Source organism: Pseudomonas sp. 65/3-MNA-CIBAN-0223 (assembly GCF_040310425.1).
GTDB classification, from domain to species: Bacteria; Pseudomonadota; Gammaproteobacteria; order Pseudomonadales; family Pseudomonadaceae; genus Aquipseudomonas; species Aquipseudomonas gregormendelii.
Genome location: NZ_JBEOPV010000007.1, coordinates 25457 through 41890, shown reverse-complemented (window position 1 = coordinate 41890; position 16434 = coordinate 25457). Strand labels below are relative to the sequence as shown.

Genomic DNA, 16434 nt, shown 5'->3' with positions numbered 1-16434 from the left:
GCGCCCACAAAAAAGCGAAGCCATATGGCTTCGCTTTTTTTGTTTTGCGGTTCTGAACAAGCTGCGGATCAGAACGGGATATCGTCATCAAAGCTGTCGAAATCCGGAGCTGGCTGCGCAGCTGCCTGCTGAGGGGCTGGACGCGACTGCTGCGGTGCAGACTGTTGCGGTGCCGATTGCGGACGTGGAGCCTGCTGGCGTGGAGCCGGGGCGGACTGCTGGTAGTTGTTGCCCCCGCCTTGCTGGTCGCCCTGTTGTGGACGGCCGCCCAGCAGCTGCATGGTGCCTTGCATGTCGACCACGATTTCAGTGGTGTAACGCTTGATACCGTCTTTTTCCCACTCGCGGGTCTGCAGCTTGCCTTCGATGTACACCTGCGAACCCTTACGCAGGTATTCGCCGGCGATCTCGGCAACCTTGCCGAACATCGATACACGGTGCCATTCGGTCTTCTCGACCTTCTGACCGGTTTGCTTGTCGGTCCACTGTTCGCTGGTCGCCAGACTCAGGTTAGTCACGGCGTTACCGTTAGGCAGGTAGCGAACTTCGGGATCCTGGCCGCAAGTGCCGACCAATATGACTTTGTTAACCCCACGGGCCATAACGTTCTCCTAGGCTTCGCACGCTGTCGGGGCCGGGTTGTTCACCAGGCGCTCGAGGGTGGTGCGATCCAATAGTTCGGTGTCCAATTTGATGTAAATGGCTGCTTCATCAGCAACCACGACTGCGTCTGTTACCCCTACGACGGCCATCAGGCGCTCGACCAGACCCGCTTCGCGGATCGCCTCGGGCGACAGCGGCAAGCGCAGGCTCGTCACGTAGGGTGGTTCACGCATGGTAACAGCAAAGGCCAACCAGAGGGCAGCCAGCCCGGCGCATCCAAGGAACACAGCCGACAAACCGCCATGCTGGAACATCCACCCGCCCATGATCCCGCCCAACGCCGAACCGAGGAACTGACTGGTGGAATAAACCCCCATGGCCGTGCCTTTGCCGCCTGCCGGTGAAACCTTGCTGATCAGCGATGGCAACGAAGCTTCCAGCAGATTGAACGCGGTGAAGAACACCACCGTGCCGATTACCAGAGCCCGCAAGCTATCGCCGAACTGCCAGAAGAATAGCTCAGTGAGCATCAGCGTCAGCACCGCGCCCAATAAAACTCGTTTCATTTTGCGTTTCTTCTCGCCGTAGATAATGAACGGGATCATGGCGAAGAAGGAAATCAGCAGCGCAGTGAGGTAAACCCACCAGTGCTGCTCCTTGGGCAGGCCGGCTTTTTCGACCAGTGCCAGGGGCAAGGCAACGAAGCTGGACATCAACATGGCGTGCAACACAAAAATGCCCAGGTCAAGGCGCAACAGGTCCGGATGCTTGAGCGTTGGCAGCAGCGCCTGGCGGGCCACACCGGATTCTCGATGCTGCAGCGGACCGGTGGCACGGGGCACCATGAACATCACGATGACGATGCCAAGCAGCGCCATGGCGCCAGTGGCCAGGAACAACCCGGACAGGCCGAAGGCGCGTGTCAGCAGAGGGCCCACGACCATTGCGACGGCGAATGACAAACCGATGGTCATGCCGATCATGGCCATGGCTTTCGTGCGGTGCTGCTCGCGGGTCAGGTCGGACAGCAGTGCCATCACCGCAGCGGAAATCGCGCCTGCACCCTGCAGGATTCGCCCGGCAATCACCCCCCAGATCGAATCGGCATTGGCGGCCAATACGCTACCCAGGGCAAAGATGATCAGCCCCAGGTAGATCACCGGGCGACGGCCGATGCGATCGGAAATGAAGCCGAACGGAATCTGGAAGAGCGCCTGGGTCAGGCCGTAAGCGCCAATCGCCAGTCCGATGAGGGCCGGGGTGGCGCCAGCCAGGTCCATGCCATAGGTCGCCAACACGGGCAACACCATGAACATGCCAAGCATACGGAAGGCGAACACCAGGGCCAGACCGCTTGCTGCGCGGGTCTCACTGCCACTCATGCGTTCGCTGTGGGGATCGTGCATGGAAAAACCTCATGTGAACCGGCGGCGATTCTACCAGTCCCATCGATTGACAGGGTATATCGCGACGCTTTGCCGCGCTCACCTGTCAGACTCTTCATGTAAGAGAATAACCCGCTCGTTTGATAGTGTGCATCCATCCAGTATTTGGCCGTATACTCCTACGTTTTCGACGCCCGCCAAGCGAGGCCACTTTGGACAAGATCCTGATTCGTGGGGCCCGAACCCACAACCTGAAGAACATCGACCTGACCCTGCCACGGGACAAACTGATCGTCATCACCGGCCTGTCCGGATCCGGCAAGTCTTCCCTGGCTTTTGACACCCTGTACGCCGAGGGCCAGCGCCGCTACGTCGAATCGCTGTCGGCCTATGCGCGGCAGTTCCTGTCGATGATGGAAAAACCTGACGTCGACACCATTGAAGGCTTGTCGCCAGCGATTTCCATCGAGCAGAAGTCGACGTCGCACAACCCGCGCTCGACCGTCGGCACCATCACCGAAATCTACGATTACCTGCGCCTGCTGTACGCCCGCGTTGGTATCCCGCGCTGCCCGGACCACGATATCCCGCTGGAAGCGCAAACCGTCAGCCAGATGGTCGACCTGGTCCTCGCTCAACCGGAGGGCAGCAAGCTGATGCTGCTGGCCCCGGTCATTCGCGAGCGCAAAGGCGAACACCTGTCGGTCTTCGAAGAACTGCGCGCCCAGGGCTTCGTGCGCGCCCGGGTGAACGGCCGGCTGTGCGAGCTGGATGAACTGCCGAAGCTGGACAAGCAGAAAAAGCATTCGATTGATGTCGTGGTCGACCGCTTCAAGGTTCGCGCCGATCTGCAACAGCGCCTGGCCGAGTCTTTCGAGACCGCCTTGAAACTGGCCGACGGCATTGCCCTGGTAGCGCCGATGGACGACGAGCCTGGTGAAGAGATCATCTTCTCCGCGCGCTTCGCCTGCCCGATCTGCGGCCATGCGATCAGCGAGCTTGAGCCCAAGCTGTTTTCTTTCAACAACCCGGCTGGCGCTTGCCCCACCTGCGACGGCCTGGGGGTGAAACAGTTTTTCGATATCAAGCGACTGGTCAATGGCGAGCTGACACTCGCAGAGGGCGCCATACGCGGCTGGGATCGGCGCAACGTCTATTACTTCCAGATGCTCGGGTCGTTGGCCTCGCATTACAAATTCAGCCTTGAAGTGCCGTTCAACGAATTGCCCGCCGATCAGCAGAAATTCATTCTGCATGGCAGTGGCTCGCAGAACGTCGACTTCAAATACCTGAACGACCGTGGCGATATCGTCAAACGCTCGCACCCATTCGAAGGCATCGTGCCTAACCTGGAACGTCGCTATCGCGAAACAGAGTCGGCGTCGGTGCGCGAAGAACTGGCCAAGTTCCTGAGTACCCAGCCTTGCCCGGACTGCCGCGGCACCCGCCTGCGTCGCGAAGCGCGGCACGTCTGGGTGGGCGAGAAGACGCTGCCGGCAGTGACCAACCTGCCGATTGGCGACGCCTGTGAATATTTCGGTGGGCTGAAGCTCACCGGTCGTCGCGGTGAAATTGCCGACAAAATCCTCAAGGAAATCCGCGAGCGCCTGCAGTTCCTGGTTAACGTGGGTCTCGACTACCTCTCGCTGGACCGTAGTGCTGACACCTTGTCCGGCGGTGAAGCCCAGCGAATCCGCCTGGCCAGCCAGATTGGCGCCGGCCTGGTGGGCGTGCTGTACATCCTCGACGAGCCTTCAATCGGTCTGCATCAGCGTGACAACGACCGTCTGCTGGGCACCCTCAAGCACCTGCGCGACATCGGTAACACGGTGATCGTGGTCGAGCATGATGAAGATGCGATCCGCCTGGCGGATTACGTAGTGGATATCGGCCCAGGCGCCGGGGTACACGGTGGACATATTGTTGCCGAGGGCACGCCCGCCGAGGTCATGGCCCACCCGGATTCATTGACCGGCAAGTATTTGTCCGGACGCGTGAAGATCGCGGTGCCCGCCAAGCGCACCCCACGCAACAAGAAGCTGTCGTTGTCTCTCAAGGGCGCTCGCGGCAATAACCTGCGCAATGTCGACCTGGAGATTCCGATCGGCCTGTTGACCTGTGTGACCGGCGTGTCCGGCTCGGGCAAGTCGACGCTGATCAACAACACCCTGTTTCCCCTGAGCGCCACTGCGCTGAACGGCGCAACCACACTCGAAGCTGCCGCACACGACAGCATCAAGGGGCTGGAGCATCTGGACAAGGTTGTCGACATCGACCAGAGCCCGATCGGTCGTACGCCGCGCTCCAACCCGGCGACCTACACCGGGCTGTTCACGCCGATTCGCGAATTGTTTGCCGGCGTACCGGAGTCCCGTTCCCGTGGTTACGGCCCGGGTCGCTTCTCCTTCAACGTAAAGGGCGGCCGCTGCGAAGCGTGCCAGGGTGATGGCCTGATCAAGGTAGAGATGCACTTCCTGCCGGACATCTACGTGCCGTGCGACGTCTGCAAGAGCAAGCGCTACAACCGCGAAACCCTGGAGATCAAGTACAAGGGCAAGAACATTCACGAAACCCTCGAGATGACTATCGAGGAAGCCCGGGTATTCTTCGATGCGGTTCCGGCTCTGGCGCGCAAGCTTCAGACCCTGATGGACGTGGGCTTGTCCTACATCAAGCTCGGACAGTCGGCGACTACCTTGTCCGGCGGTGAAGCCCAGCGGGTCAAACTGTCCCGCGAGCTGTCGAAACGTGACACGGGCAAGACCCTGTACATCCTCGATGAGCCGACCACCGGCTTGCACTTCGCGGATATCCAGCAACTGCTCGATGTATTGCACCGTCTGCGCGACCACGGCAATACCGTGGTAGTGATCGAGCACAATCTGGATGTGATCAAGACAGCTGACTGGCTGGTGGATCTTGGCCCGGAGGGTGGTTCCAAGGGTGGGCAGATCATTGCAGTGGGCACACCCGAAGAAGTGTCCGAGATGAAGCAGTCTCACACCGGTTTTTATCTCAAGCCGTTGCTGGCTCGCGACCGGGACTGATCTGCGCCCATGAAAAAGCCCCTGTCACTTTGTCGGTGACAGGGGCTTTTTCGTATTGAAGATCGCTGCCTGCGGCAGCTCCTACGTGGGAATGCGCGCACCTGTAGGCGCTGCCGAAGGCTGCGATCTTTTGGATCAGAACTGCGATTGCAGGTAATTCTCCAGGCCGATCAACTTGATCAGGCCCAACTGCTTCTCGAGCCAGTAGGTGTGATCTTCTTCGGTGTCGTTCAACTGAATACGCAGGATCTCGCGGCTGACGTAGTCCTTATGCAACTCGCAGAGCTCGATGCCCTTGCAGAGTGCGGCGCGGACTTTGTATTCCAGGCGCAGGTCGGCGGCGAGCATGTCCGGCACGGTGGTGCCCACATCCAGGTCGTCCGGACGCATGCGTGGCGTGCCTTCGAGCATGAGGATGCGACGCATCAGGGCGTCAGCGTGCTGCGCCTCTTCTTCCATCTCGTGGTTGATACGTTCGTAGAGCTCGGTGAACCCCCAGTCCTCATACATCCGCGAGTGAACAAAATACTGGTCACGCGCGGCGAGTTCGCCGGTCAGCAACGTGTTGAGGTAATCGATAACATCTGGGTGGCCTTGCATCGCCCTACATCTCCCTGCTTGAAAGTCTGTAGTTTGAACCAACATGCCCGGAACGTCACTCGCCAGACGCAATAAATGCGAAGATATTCAGAGAAAACCGGCCTAAATAACGCAAAAACCGCCCAAATGAGGGCGGTTCTGCTTCTCGTTTAGACTTCGTTAATCTGTACGTTGAGTGCCTTTGCGATTGCTTCTCCATACGCCGGATCGGCCTTGAAGAAATGTTGCAGCTGACGATCAACCACGTCGCTGGAAACACCCGACATCGCTCCAGAGATGTTGCTGACCAGCAGATGCTTTTGCTCGTCGTTCATCAGGCGAAACAGCGCACCGGCGTGACTGTAGTAGTCGGTGTCTTCGCGATGATCAAAGCGGTCAGCGGCGCCGCTCAGCTGCAGGGCTGGCTCGGCGTAACGAGGCGCCTGCTTCGGAGCGTCCACGTAGCTGTTCGGCTCATAGTTGGGTGCCGCACCACCATTGCTGCCAAATGCCATCGAGCCGTCGCGCTGGTAAGTGTTCACAGGGCTGCGAGGTGCATTCACCGGCAGATGCTGGTGATTGGTACCTATGCGGTAGCGGTGGGCATCCGCATACGCGAATACACGGCCCTGGAGCATGCGGTCCGGCGACAAGCCAACACCTGGAACCATGTTGCTTGGCCCGAATGCCGCTTGCTCGACTTCAGCGAAGTAGTTCAGCGGATTACGGTTGAGCTCAAGCTCACCCACTTCGATCAGCGGAAACTCTTTCTGCGACCAGGTCTTGGTCACGTCGAAAGGATTTTCGTAATGATCAGCCGCTTGGGCTTCAGTCATGATCTGAATGCAAACGCGCCATTTCGGGAAGTCTGCGCGCTCGATCGCTTCGAACAGGTCGCGCTGGGCGTAGTCTGGATCGGTACCCGCCAGGCGTGCAGCATCTGCCGGCGCGAGGTTCTTGATCCCTTGCCGGGTTTTGTAATGCCACTTCACCCAGTGACGCTCGCCCCTGGCATTGAGCAGGCTGTAGGTGTGGCTACCGAAGCCGTGCATGTGACGGTAGCCGTCAGGGATACCACGGTCCGAGAACAGGATGGTGACCTGGTGCAGCGCCTCAGGCGAGTGGGACCAGAAGTCCCACATCATCTGCGCGCTTTTGAGATTGCTCTGCGGCAGACGTTTTTGCGTGTGGATGAAGTCAGGAAATTTCAGTGGATCACGGATAAAGAACACTGGCGTGTTGTTACCGACGATGTCCCAGTTACCTTCCTCGGTATAGAACTTCAGGGCAAAGCCCCGCGGGTCACGCTCGGTATCGGCCGAACCACGCTCACCACCTACGGTAGAGAATCGCAGGAAGGTTGGGGTTTGCTTGCCGACCGCTTCGAACAGCTTGGCGCTGGTGTACTCGGTAATGTCACGAGTTACCGTGAAGGTGCCATAGGCACCTGAACCCTTGGCGTGGACGCGGCGCTCAGGGATGTTTTCACGGTTGAAGTGCGCGAGCTTCTCGATCAGATGGAAATCGTCGAGCAGAAGCGGGCCGCGAGGGCCTGCAGAGCGGGAATTCTGGTTATCAGCGACAGGAGCGCCACTGGCGGTGGTTAGCGTTTTGGTTTGGCTCATGCGGTGTTCATCCTATGTCAGGTCTGGATCTTGCCGGCTAATCGGCTTGAGACGAGTATTACCGTTGATCGCCTAATCTACAAATTCATTAATTTGCGACAATCAATAGAAAAATACTAACAACGGTCCCGACCGAATAATGACCGTAACCACCACAGCGATGCATTTCTTGCAGACACAAAAAACCGGGCACTAGGCCCGGTTCTTCGTTTCAGACTGACGTCTTACTCAGCGGATACAGCTTCACCGCCAACTGGACGATCAACCAACTCAACGTACGCCATAGGCGCGTTGTCACCCGTGCGGAAACCGCACTTGAGGATGCGCAGGTAGCCACCCTCACGGGTAGCGTAACGCTTGCCCAGGTCGTTGAAGAGCTTACCAACGATAGCTTTCGAACGAGTACGGTCGAAAGCCAGACGGCGGTTAGCCAGGCTGTCTGTCTTGGCCAAAGTGATCAGCGGCTCAGCAACGCGACGCAGTTCTTTAGCTTTTGGCAGTGTAGTTTTGATCAGCTCGTGCTCGAACAGCGACACCGCCATGTTTTGAAACATGGCCTTGCGGTGCGAGCTGGTGCGGCTCAGGTGACGACCACTTTTACGATGACGCATGGTTCATTCCTTACCAAACACAACGTTCGGTGATTACGACGATCAGGCAGTCGCCTTGTCGTCCTTCTTAAGACTTGCAGGCGGCCAGTTGTCGAGGCGCATGCCGAGGGACAGACCGCGGGAGGCCAGAACGTCCTTGATTTCAGTCAAGGATTTCTTGCCAAGGTTCGGAGTCTTCAACAGCTCTACTTCGGTACGCTGAATCAGGTCACCGATGTAGTAGATGTTTTCCGCCTTAAGGCAGTTAGCCGAACGTACAGTCAGTTCCAGATCGTCAACCGGGCGAAGCAGGATCGGATCGATCTCGTCTTCCTGCTCGACAACCACTGGCTCACTGTCACCTTTGAGATCGACGAACGCAGCCAACTGCTGTTGCAGGATGGTTGCAGCACGGCGGATAGCCTCTTCAGGATCCAGGGTACCGTTGGTTTCCAGATCAATAACCAGCTTGTCCAGGTTAGTACGCTGCTCGACACGGGCGTTTTCCACCACGTATGCGATACGGCGAACCGGGCTGAACGAAGAGTCAAGCTGCAAGCGACCGATGCTGCGGCTTTCGTCTTCATCGCTCTGACGCGAGTCTGCCGGTTCATAACCACGACCACGAGCTACGGTGAGCTTCATGTTCAGGGCGCCGTTAGACGCCAGGTTAGCGATTACGTGATCGGGGTTAACGATCTCGACATCATGATCCAGCTGAATATCGGCAGCGGTAACCACCCCCGAACCCTTCTTCGACAAGGTCAGCGTAACTTCGTCACGACCGTGCAGCTTGATAGCCAGACCTTTAAGGTTCAACAGGATTTCAATTACGTCTTCCTGTACGCCTTCGATGGCGCTGTACTCATGGAGTACACCGTCAATCTCGGCCTCGACTACTGCACAGCCGGGCATTGAGGACAACAGGATGCGTCGCAGCGCGTTGCCCAGGGTGTGGCCGAAACCACGCTCGAGAGGCTCGAGAGTGATCTTGGCGCGGGTTGGACTGACAACCTGCACATCAATATGGCGGGGTGTCAGGAACTCATTTACCGAAATCTGCATGGATGCACCTATTTTCTAGCCCTTACTTGGAGTAGAGCTCGACAATCAGGCTTTCGTTGATGTCGGCGGACAGATCACTGCGAGCTGGAACGTTCTTGAAAACGCCCGACTTCTTCTCAGTGTCTACTTCTACCCATTCTACGCGGCCACGTTGGGCACACAGATCGAGAGCTTGGACAATGCGAAGTTGGTTCTTTGCTTTCTCGCGAATCGCGACCACGTCACCAGCACGAACCTGGTACGACGGCACGTTTACGGTCTGACCGTTAACGCTTACGGATTTGTGCGATACCAGCTGACGGGATTCGGCACGAGTCGAACCAAAGCCCATACGGTATACAACGTTGTCCAGACGGCATTCGAGCAGTTGCAGCAGGTTTTCACCGGTTGCACCTTTCTTGCCAGCAGCTTCTTTGTAGTAGCCGCTGAATTGACGCTCGAGAACGCCGTAGATACGACGGACCTTCTGCTTTTCACGCAGTTGGGTGCCGTAATCGGACTGGCGACCGCGGCGTTGGCCGTGGATACCAGGTGCTGCTTCAATGTTGCACTTCGATTCGATCGCGCGCACGCCGCTCTTCAGGAAGAGATCGGTGCCTTCGCGACGAGCGAGTTTGCATTTTGGACCAATGTAACGAGCCATTCTTTACAATCTCCTGGATTACACGCGGCGCTTCTTCGGCGGACGGCACCCGTTGTGCGGGATTGGCGTCACGTCGGTGATGCTGGCGATCTTATAGCCACAGCCGTTCAAAGCACGGACAGCAGACTCACGACCTGGACCTGGACCCTTGACGTTAACGTCGAGGTTTTTCAGGCCGTATTCCAGCGCAGCTTGACCAGCACGTTCAGCAGCTACTTGAGCAGCAAACGGGGTGGACTTGCGGGAACCGCGGAAACCCGAACCACCGGAGGTAGCCCAAGAAAGCGCGTTACCTTGACGGTCGGTGATGGTCACGATTGTGTTGTTAAAAGAAGCATGGATGTGGGCGATGCCATCAACCACTGTCTTTTTAACTTTTTTACGAGGACGAGCAGCAGGTTTTGCCATGATAATTTTCCTGTCGATTCGCTGGGGCGATTACTTGCGGATCGGCTTACGCGGACCTTTACGGGTACGCGCGTTAGTCTTGGTACGCTGACCGCGCACTGGAAGACCACGACGATGACGCAGACCGCGATAGCAACCGAGGTCCATCAAACGCTTGATTTTCATGTTGATTTCGCGACGCAGGTCACCTTCAGTGGTGAACTTCGCCACTTCGCCACGCAGCAATTCAATCTGCTCGTCGCTCAGATCCTTGATCTTAGCGGCTGGGTTTACCCCAGCAACCACGCAAATTTTCTGCGCAGTAGTGCGACCAACACCATAGATGTAGGTCAGCGAGATAACAGTATGCTTGTTATCTGGAATGTTAACGCCTGCAATACGGGCCATTCAGTGGGACTCCAATTGACAGCTACCTACGCCCCGGAAGCCAAGAAATAGGGCGCGAGATAATATCGCTGTAATAACAAATAATCAACCCGGTAGCGCACTAGCTACCGGGCTTGAAGCACAATCACACTCAGCCTTGGCGCTGTTTGTGACGCGGTTCCGCGCTGCAAATTACTCGAACAACACCTTCGCGGCGAATAATCTTGCAGTTACGGCACAGCTTTTTCACCGATGCACGAACTTTCATCACCAACTCCTCGAACCTTATGGGTACTCAGCGCAACATTCCGCTGCCGTAACCCTTCAGGTTGGCTTTCTTCATCAGGGATTCGTACTGGTGCGAAACGAGGTGCGATTGTACTTGGGACATGAAGTCCATCACAACCACGACGACGATCAGCAACGAGGTCCCGCCAAGGTAGAACGGAACGTTTGCCGCAACCACCAGGAACTGGGGCAGCAGGCACACGGCCGTCATATATAGAGCACCGAACAGGGTCAAACGCGTCAGAACGCCATCAATGTAGCGCGCCGACTGCTCGCCTGGACGGATGCCCGGAATAAAGGCACCGGACTTCTTCAGGTTTTCCGCTACGTCTTTCGGATTGAACATCAACGCCGTATAGAAGAAGCAGAAGAAAATAATCCCTGCACTAAACAGCAGAATATTCAACGGCTGACCAGGAGCGATCGACTGCGAGATGTCCTGCAACCAGCCCATACCTTCAGACTGACCGAACCAGGTACCCAACGAAGCCGGGAACAGCAAAATGCTGCTCGCGAAAATAGCCGGAATAACACCGGCCATATTCACCTTCAGCGGCAAGTGGCTAGTCTGCGCAGCGAAGACCTTGCGGCCCTGCTGACGCTTGGCGTAGTGAACAGCAATACGACGCTGGCCACGCTCAATGAACACCACAAAACCGATAATCGCTACTGCCAGCAAACCGATCGCAACCAGGGCGAAAATGTTGATATCACCCTGACGCGCAGACTCGAAAGACTGCCCGATCGCTCTCGGAAGACCGGCGACGATACCTGCGAAAATCAACATCGAGATACCGTTGCCAACACCACGCTCAGTAATCTGCTCACCCAGCCACATCATGAACATCGCACCAGCCACAAAAGTGGATACCGCGACGAAATGGAAGCCAAAGTCACCAGTGAACGATACGCCCTGCCCCGCCAGACCAATGGACATGCCAATTGCCTGAACGAGAGCGAGGACGACAGTGCCGTAGCGGGTGTACTGGGCAATCTTGCGACGCCCAGCTTCACCTTCCTTCTTCAACTGCTCCAGCTGCGGGCTGACGGCTGTCATCAGTTGCATGATGATCGATGCCGAAATGTACGGCATGATCCCCAGTGCAAAGATGCTCATCCGCTCCAGCGCGCCGCCGGAAAACATGTTGAACAAGCTAAGAATGGTCCCCTCATTCTGTCGAAACAGGTCCGCGAGTCGGTCCGGGTTGATACCTGGAACCGGGATGTGTGCGCCTATTCGGTAGACGATAATCGCCAGGAACAGAAAACGCAGACGAGCCCAGAGTTCAGACATACCGCCTTTGCCGAGCGCAGAGAGAGCACCTTGCTTAGCCATTTATTCCTCGAACTTGCCGCCAGCTGCTTCGATAGCCGCACGCGCACCTTTGGTGGCGCCGATTCCCTTTCCGATGGTAACAGCGCGAGTAACTTCGCCGGACAGCATGATTTTCACACGCTGAACGTTGACGTTGATCACGTTGGCATCTTTCAGGGACTGCACGGTGACGATGTCGCCTTCCACTTTAGCCAGCTCGGACAGACGCACTTCTGCGCGGTCCATGGCTTTCAGGGAAACGAAACCGAACTTCGGCAGGCGACGATGCAGCGGCTGTTGACCGCCTTCAAAGCCTGGAGCAATGGTGCCACCGGAGCGGGAGGACTGACCTTTGTGGCCACGGCCACCGGTCTTGCCCAAACCACTACCGATACCACGGCCCGGACGATGCTTTTCGCGACGGGAACCCGGCGCTGGACTCAGATCATTGAGTTTCATCGATTAACCCTCGACACGCAGCATGTAGTAAGCCTTGTTGATCATCCCGCGATTCTCGGGAGTATCAAGTACTTCTACAGTGTGACCGATGCGACGCAGACCCAGACCCTTAACGCACAGTTTGTGGTTAGGGATGCGGCCGGTCATGCTTTTGATCAGCGTTACTTTAACGGTAGCCATGATCAGAAGATCTCCTTGACGCTTTTGCCACGCTTGGCGGCAATGGATTCAGGAGACTGCATAGCTTTCAAACCTTTGAAAGTGGCGTGAACCACGTTTACCGGGTTAGTCGAGCCATAGCACTTGGCCAGAACGTTCTGAACGCCAGCAACCTCGAGGACAGCACGCATAGCGCCGCCAGCGATGATACCGGTACCTTCAGAAGCAGGCTGCATGTACACCTTCGAAGCGCCGTGAGCGGACTTCATTGCGTACTGCAGAGTGGTGCCGTTCAGGTCAACTTGGATCATGTTGCGGCGAGCAGCTTCCATTGCCTTCTGGATCGCAGCAGGCACTTCACGCGACTTGCCACGGCCGAAGCCAACGCGCCCTTTACCATCACCAACCACGGTCAACGCGGTGAAAGTGAAGATACGGCCGCCTTTAACGGTTTTGGCTACGCGGTTAACTTGAACCAGCTTCTCGATGTAGCCTTCGTCGCGCTTTTGGTCGTTATTTGACATAACTTAGAACTCCAGCCCAGCTTCACGAGCAGCATCAGCCAGCGCTTTAACGCGGCCGTGGTACTTGAAGCCAGAGCGGTCGAAAGCCACTTGCGAGACGCCAGCGGCCTTAGCACGCGTAGCGACCAGCTGGCCAACCTTAGTGGCCGCGTCGATGTTGCCAGTGGCACCATCACGCAGTTCTTTATCCAAAGTCGAGGCGGATGCCAGAACTTTGGCGCCGTCGGCCGAAATGACCTGGGCGTAAATGTGCTGCGACGAGCGGAACACGCAGAGACGCACGACTTCGAGTTCGTGCATTTTCAGGCGTGCTTTGCGAGCGCGACGCAGTCGAGTAACTTTTTTGTCGGTCATTTGCTATGCCCTACTTCTTCTTGGCTTCTTTACGACGGACGACTTCGTCCGCGTAGCGCACACCTTTGCCTTTGTACGGCTCTGGTGGACGGAAGTCGCGGATCTCGGCGGCCACTTGACCTACCAGCTGCTTGTCGATGCCCTTGATCAGGATATCGGTCTGGCTAGGAGTCTCAGCGGTGATGCCTTCCGGCAGTTCATAATCCACTGGGTGCGAGAAGCCAAGAGCCAGATTCAGCACTGTGCCTTTTGCTTGCGCTTTGTAACCAACACCGACCAGCTGGAGCTTGCGCTCGAAGCCTTGGCTTACGCCTTGGACCATGTTGTTTACCAACGCACGAGTGGTACCAGCCATTGCGCGAGTTTGTTGATCGCCATTGCGAGCAGCGAAACGCAGCTCACCAGCTTCTTCAACGATCTCAACGGACGAATGGATGTTCAGTTCGAGAGTGCCCTTGGCACCCTTCACCGAAAGCTGTTGGCCTGCGAATTTGACTTCGACACCGGCTGGCAGCTTAACGGGGTTCTTAGCGACGCGTGACATGCTTATCCCCCCTTAGAACACAGTGCAAAGAACTTCGCCGCCGACACCGGCAGCGCGCGCAGCACGATCCGTCATCACACCTTTGTTGGTGGAGACGATAGACACACCGAGACCGCCACGAACTTTTGGCAGATCATCGACGGACTTGTACTGACGCAGGCCTGGACGGCTAACGCGCTTCACTTCTTCGATGACCGGACGGCCTTCGAAATATTTCAGCTCGATAGACAGCAGTGGTTTTGTTTCGCTGCTGATCTGATAACCCGCGATGTAACCTTCGTCCTTCAGGACTTTAGCTACAGCCACCTTCAACGTGGAAGAAGGCATGCTTACGACGGACTTTTCAGCCATCTGGGCATTACGGATTCGAGTTAGCATGTCCGCTAACGGGTCCTGCATACTCATGGGCTAGACGCTCCTAATACAAAAAAATTAGCCTTGCGGCTACATATGTCGCCGAGAATCTCCGGGCCTAAAACACACGGGCTCAGGCGAGCCGCGTATTTTAGACATACTCCGGAAATGAAACAAGCCCCAAAAGGGGCTTGTTCCAGATTCTAGGTCACCGGCGGTCAGTCTCTTGCGATTCTGGCCACCTGGACTTCGAAAGTACTTACCAGCTGGCTTTAACCAGACCAGGTACGTCACCACGCATTGCAGCTTCACGCAGTTTGTTACGGCCGAGGCCGAACTTGCGGTAAACGCCGTGTGGACGACCGGTCAGGCGGCAGCGGTTACGCATGCGCGAGGCGCTTGCGTCACGTGGCTGCTTCTGCAGAGCTACTGTAGCTTCCCAACGCGCTTCTGGACTTGCGTTCAGATCAACGATGATAGCTTTCAGTGCTGCACGCTTTTTGGCGTACTTGGCAACCGTGAGCTGACGTTTCAGCTCGCGGTTTTTCATGCTCATCTTGGCCATTTTCCTACTCCAATCAGTTGCGGAACGGGAATTTGAAAGCACGCAACAGGGCGCGACCTTCATCATCGTTCTTGGCAGTGGTGGTCAGGGTAATGTCCAGACCGCGGAGAGCATCGATCTTGTCGTAGTCGATTTCCGGGAAGATGATCTGCTCTTTAACGCCCATGCTGTAGTTACCACGACCATCGAAGGACTTGGCATTCAGGCCGCGGAAGTCGCGGACCCGAGGCAGGGAGATCGACAGCAGACGATCCAGGAATTCGTACATACGCTCACGGCGCAGGGTCACTTTGACGCCGATCGGCCAACCTTCACGGACTTTAAAGCCAGCGATGGATTTCCGAGCGTAAGTCACAACGACTTTCTGACCGGTGATCTTTTCCAGGTCGGCAACAGCGTGCTCGATGACTTTTTTGTCACCGACCGCTTCGCCCAGACCCATGTTCAGGGTGATTTTTGTAACGCGTGGAACTTCCATCACGTTCGAAAGCTTAAGTTCTTCCTTAAGCTTCGGTGCGATTTCTTTCCAGTAAATCTCTTTTAGTCGTGCCATGGTCTCATCTACCTAGCAGTGTTCAAGCATCAACCGCTTTTTGGGTCGACTTGAAGACACGAATTTTCTTGCCGTCTTCTACTTTGAAACCAACGCGATCAGCCTTGTTGGTTTCGCCGTTGAAAATGGCGACGTTAGAAGCGTCCAGTGGAGCTTCTTTTTCGACGATACCGCCTTGCACGCCCGACATCGGGTTAGGCTTGGTATGACGCTTAACCAGGTTCAGACCACCAATAACCAGACGGTTGTTAGCGAGAACCTTAAGCACCTTACCGCGCTTACCTTTGTCTTTGCCGGCGATCACGATGATCTCGTCGTCACGACGAATCTTTTGCATGTCGGATCTCCTTACAGCACTTCTGGGGCGAGCGAGACGATCTTCATGAACTTCTCAGTACGAAGTTCACGGGTCACTGGCCCAAAGATACGGGTGCCGATCGGCTCTTGCTTGTTGTTCAGAAGAACAGCAGCGTTGCCATCAAAGCGGATAATGGAGCCATCAGCACGGCGTACGCCGTGACGAGTGCGGACTACAACAGCAGTCATCACTTGGCCTTTTTTCACTTTACCGCGAGGAATTGCTTCCTTCACGGTAACTTTGATGATGTCACCGATACCAGCGTAACGACGATGGGAGCCACCCAGCACCTTGATGCACATAACGCGGCGTGCGCCGCTGTTATCGGCCACATCGAGCATGGATTGAGTCTGAATCATATAATTTCTCCGACCCCTAGTCCTTAGACTTCCACAGCGCGTTCGAGAACATCAACCAGCGCCCAAGACTTGGTCTTGGCCAAAGGACGAGTTTCACGAATAGTGACTTTGTCGCCGATGTGGCACTGATTGGTTTCGTCGTGCGCGTGCAGCTTAGTCGAACGCTTAACGTATTTACCGTAGATCGGGTGCTTTACGCGACGCTCGATCAGAACGGTGATGGTCTTGTCCATTTTGTCGCTGACAACACGGCCAGTCAGCGTACGGACGGTTTTTTCGGCTTCAGCCATG

At 56.4% G+C, this 16434-nt stretch carries 23 protein-coding genes; 1 reads left to right on the top strand and 22 read right to left on the bottom strand.

Annotated features, from left to right (window positions below):
- Nucleotides 1-68: 68 nt before the first annotated feature.
- Entirely contained in the window at nt 69-602 is a 534-nt protein-coding gene (locus AAEZ09_RS09790) for a single-stranded DNA-binding protein (protein WP_045057473.1), read from the bottom strand.
- A 9-nt stretch (nt 603-611) separates the two neighbouring features.
- A complete protein-coding gene (locus AAEZ09_RS09785) occupies nt 612-2009 on the bottom strand; it encodes an MFS transporter (RefSeq protein WP_045057472.1) in 1398 nt (465 codons plus the stop codon).
- Nucleotides 2010-2200: 191 nt separating this feature from the next.
- Between AAEZ09_RS09785 and uvrA the strand changes: the two genes are divergently transcribed.
- Nucleotides 2201-5035, top strand: coding sequence for an excinuclease ABC subunit UvrA (gene uvrA, locus AAEZ09_RS09780; protein ID WP_045057471.1), 2835 nt, complete (start codon nt 2201-2203; stop codon nt 5033-5035).
- Nucleotides 5036-5170: 135 nt separating this feature from the next.
- Here the strand turns inward: uvrA and bfr are convergent, their stop codons facing one another.
- From bfr to rpsQ, 20 genes are all read right to left on the bottom strand, one after another.
- Complete coding sequence (gene bfr / locus AAEZ09_RS09775; RefSeq protein WP_045057470.1) at nt 5171-5635, bottom strand: bacterioferritin; 465 nt, start codon at nt 5633-5635, stop codon at nt 5171-5173.
- Nucleotides 5636-5784: 149 nt separating this feature from the next.
- Complete coding sequence (locus tag AAEZ09_RS09770; RefSeq protein WP_350599280.1) at nt 5785-7239, bottom strand: catalase; 1455 nt, start codon at nt 7237-7239, stop codon at nt 5785-5787.
- 224 nt (nt 7240-7463) lie between these two features.
- Nucleotides 7464-7850 (bottom strand): 50S ribosomal protein L17, encoded by a 387-nt coding sequence (gene rplQ, locus AAEZ09_RS09765; protein ID WP_007896790.1) that lies wholly within the window; start codon nt 7848-7850, stop codon nt 7464-7466.
- A 42-nt stretch (nt 7851-7892) separates the two neighbouring features.
- Entirely contained in the window at nt 7893-8894 is a 1002-nt protein-coding gene (locus AAEZ09_RS09760) for a DNA-directed RNA polymerase subunit alpha (protein WP_003186012.1), read from the bottom strand.
- Between the two features lie 22 nt (nt 8895-8916).
- Entirely contained in the window at nt 8917-9537 is a 621-nt protein-coding gene (rpsD, locus tag AAEZ09_RS09755) for a 30S ribosomal protein S4 (RefSeq protein ID WP_003210056.1), read from the bottom strand.
- A gap of 18 nt (nt 9538-9555) precedes the next feature.
- Nucleotides 9556-9945, bottom strand: a complete 390-nt coding sequence (rpsK, locus tag AAEZ09_RS09750; RefSeq protein WP_002555466.1) for a 30S ribosomal protein S11 — start codon at nt 9943-9945, stop codon at nt 9556-9558.
- Nucleotides 9946-9975: 30 nt separating this feature from the next.
- Nucleotides 9976-10332, bottom strand: a complete 357-nt coding sequence (gene rpsM, locus AAEZ09_RS09745) for a 30S ribosomal protein S13 (protein ID WP_045057468.1) — start codon at nt 10330-10332, stop codon at nt 9976-9978.
- Between the two features lie 130 nt (nt 10333-10462).
- Entirely contained in the window at nt 10463-10579 is a 117-nt protein-coding gene (gene rpmJ, locus AAEZ09_RS09740; RefSeq protein WP_002555468.1) for a 50S ribosomal protein L36, read from the bottom strand.
- A gap of 27 nt (nt 10580-10606) precedes the next feature.
- Nucleotides 10607-11935 (bottom strand): preprotein translocase subunit SecY, encoded by a 1329-nt coding sequence (gene secY / locus AAEZ09_RS09735; protein ID WP_008073883.1) that lies wholly within the window; start codon nt 11933-11935, stop codon nt 10607-10609.
- Nucleotides 11936-12373 carry a 50S ribosomal protein L15 gene (rplO, locus tag AAEZ09_RS09730; protein ID WP_007896782.1) on the bottom strand — a complete coding sequence of 146 codons (438 nt, stop codon included), beginning with the start codon at nt 12371-12373 and terminating at the stop codon, nt 11936-11938.
- Nucleotides 12374-12376: 3 nt separating this feature from the next.
- Nucleotides 12377-12553: a 50S ribosomal protein L30 gene (gene rpmD, locus AAEZ09_RS09725; protein ID WP_003186033.1), complete on the bottom strand. Its 177-nt coding sequence runs from the start codon at nt 12551-12553 to the stop codon at nt 12377-12379.
- A gap of 2 nt (nt 12554-12555) precedes the next feature.
- Nucleotides 12556-13056: a 30S ribosomal protein S5 gene (gene rpsE / locus AAEZ09_RS09720; RefSeq protein WP_003186035.1), complete on the bottom strand. Its 501-nt coding sequence runs from the start codon at nt 13054-13056 to the stop codon at nt 12556-12558.
- A 3-nt stretch (nt 13057-13059) separates the two neighbouring features.
- On the bottom strand, nt 13060-13410 hold the full coding sequence (gene rplR / locus AAEZ09_RS09715) for a 50S ribosomal protein L18 (protein WP_017341069.1): 351 nt from the start codon (nt 13408-13410) through the stop codon (nt 13060-13062).
- A 10-nt stretch (nt 13411-13420) separates the two neighbouring features.
- Nucleotides 13421-13954, bottom strand: coding sequence for a 50S ribosomal protein L6 (gene rplF / locus AAEZ09_RS09710; protein WP_003176412.1), 534 nt, complete (start codon nt 13952-13954; stop codon nt 13421-13423).
- 12 nt (nt 13955-13966) lie between these two features.
- Nucleotides 13967-14359, bottom strand: coding sequence for a 30S ribosomal protein S8 (gene rpsH, locus AAEZ09_RS09705; protein ID WP_008065722.1), 393 nt, complete (start codon nt 14357-14359; stop codon nt 13967-13969).
- A gap of 208 nt (nt 14360-14567) precedes the next feature.
- Nucleotides 14568-14873, bottom strand: coding sequence for a 30S ribosomal protein S14 (gene rpsN / locus AAEZ09_RS09700; RefSeq protein WP_003176414.1), 306 nt, complete (start codon nt 14871-14873; stop codon nt 14568-14570).
- A 13-nt stretch (nt 14874-14886) separates the two neighbouring features.
- Nucleotides 14887-15426, bottom strand: a complete 540-nt coding sequence (rplE, locus tag AAEZ09_RS09695) for a 50S ribosomal protein L5 (RefSeq protein ID WP_003176415.1) — start codon at nt 15424-15426, stop codon at nt 14887-14889.
- Between the two features lie 22 nt (nt 15427-15448).
- A complete protein-coding gene (gene rplX / locus AAEZ09_RS09690; RefSeq protein WP_003176416.1) occupies nt 15449-15763 on the bottom strand; it encodes a 50S ribosomal protein L24 in 315 nt (104 codons plus the stop codon).
- A gap of 11 nt (nt 15764-15774) precedes the next feature.
- The gene (gene rplN / locus AAEZ09_RS09685) at nt 15775-16143 is read right to left on the bottom strand and encodes a 50S ribosomal protein L14 (RefSeq protein WP_002555479.1); all 369 of its coding nucleotides are present in this window, start codon (nt 16141-16143) and stop codon (nt 15775-15777) included.
- Between the two features lie 23 nt (nt 16144-16166).
- On the bottom strand, nt 16167-16433 hold the full coding sequence (rpsQ, locus tag AAEZ09_RS09680; protein ID WP_003176419.1) for a 30S ribosomal protein S17: 267 nt from the start codon (nt 16431-16433) through the stop codon (nt 16167-16169).
- Nucleotide 16434: the final 1 nt, after the last annotated feature.